The sequence below is a fragment of the Microaerobacter geothermalis genome (assembly GCF_021608135.1).
GTDB lineage: Bacteria > Bacillota > Bacilli > DSM-22679 > DSM-22679 > Microaerobacter > Microaerobacter geothermalis.
The window spans coordinates 1-1,504 of sequence record NZ_JAKIHL010000084.1 but is presented as its reverse complement, the minus strand read 5'-3'; the positions used below and the strand labels follow the sequence as shown (position 1 = coordinate 1,504).

Genomic DNA, 1,504 nt, shown 5'->3' with positions numbered 1-1,504 from the left:
TTTCAGTAAAGAGGAAAACCGAAAAGCCTTTAAGGAAGCACTAAAGCTTGTCGAGTCCCAGTTGGGTCAGGAATACGATTTGATCATTGGGGGGGAAAGGATCAAGACAGAGAAGAAAAGAAAATCCATCAACCCTTCCCATATCCAACAAACCATTGGAACCATATCCCAGGCCAATCAGGAATTGGCGGAAAAAGCGATTCAAACGGCGGCCAAGACCTTTGAATCCTGGAAAGCAGTGCCTGCTGATCATCGGGCCAGATATCTGTTTAAGGCGGCAGCCATCCTTCGTCGCCGGAAGCATGAGTTCTCCGCTTGGTTGGTTAAGGAAGCAGGAAAAAGCTGGGCAGAAGCAGACGCTGATACCGCTGAAGCCATCGACTTCATGGAATTTTACGGCCGGGAAATGATTCGCTTGGCAGAAAGGCAGCCCTTGGTCCGCATTCCCACCGAAGACAACGAATTAACCTACATTCCGTTGGGAGTTGGAATCGTCATCCCACCCTGGAACTTTCCGTTAGCCATCATGGTGGGCATGACCACGGCAGCCTTGGTATCTGGAAATACCGTGGTATTAAAGCCGGCATCCACCACCCCGGTCATTGCTGCCAAATTCATGGAAATCCTTGAAGATGCCGGAGTTCCAGCCGGAGTGGTTAATTATCTGCCCGGAAGCGGTTCTGAAATTGGAGACTTTCTTGTAGAGCATCCCCTGACCCGCTTCATCAGCTTTACCGGTTCCAGGGACGTAGGGCTTAGAATCAATGAACTGGCAGCCAAGCGAAGCCCAGGACAAAAATGGATCAAGAGGCTAATCGCTGAAATGGGCGGTAAAGACTCCATCGTTGTGGATAAGGATGCCGACCTGGAACTGGCTGCCACCAATATTGTACACTCCGCCTTTGGTTTCTCCGGACAAAAATGTTCCGCCTGCTCCAGAGCCATTATCCATCAGGATGTATATGATGAAGTCCTAACCAAGGTGGTGGAAAAGACCAACGCATTAACCGTAGGAGATGTGGCAGACCCAAGCTATTATATGGGTCCCGTTATCGATGAACATGCATACAACAAGATACTGGAATACATTGAAATTGGAAAGACAGAAGGAAAATTGGTGGCCGGAGGAGAAAAGGCAGGGGAAAATGGATACTTCATTCAGCCCACCGTCTTTGCTGACGTTCATCCCCAGGCCCGGATCATGCAGGAAGAAATCTTTGGACCGGTGGTTGCTTTTACCAAAGCCAAGGATTTCGATCATGCCCTGGAGATCGCCAACAATACCGAATATGGACTAACCGGATCGGTATTTACCAGGAACCGGGCTCATATTGAAAAAGCCAGGACAGAGTTTCATGTAGGAAACCTTTACTTTAACCGCAAGTGTACCGGAGCCCTTGTAGGGGTACATCCCTTTGGCGGATTTAACATGTCTGGTACCGACAGCAAGGCAGGGGGAAGAGATTATCTGCTTCTTTTCACCCAGGCGAAGCTGACCTCTGAG

At 49.3% G+C, this 1,504-nt stretch carries 1 protein-coding gene; it reads left to right on the top strand.

The features are described 5' to 3' along the window. Positions 1-1,504, top strand: a 1,504-nt coding sequence (gene pruA, locus L1765_RS15850; RefSeq protein ID WP_236408441.1) for an L-glutamate gamma-semialdehyde dehydrogenase, incomplete at both ends; no start/stop codon positions are given.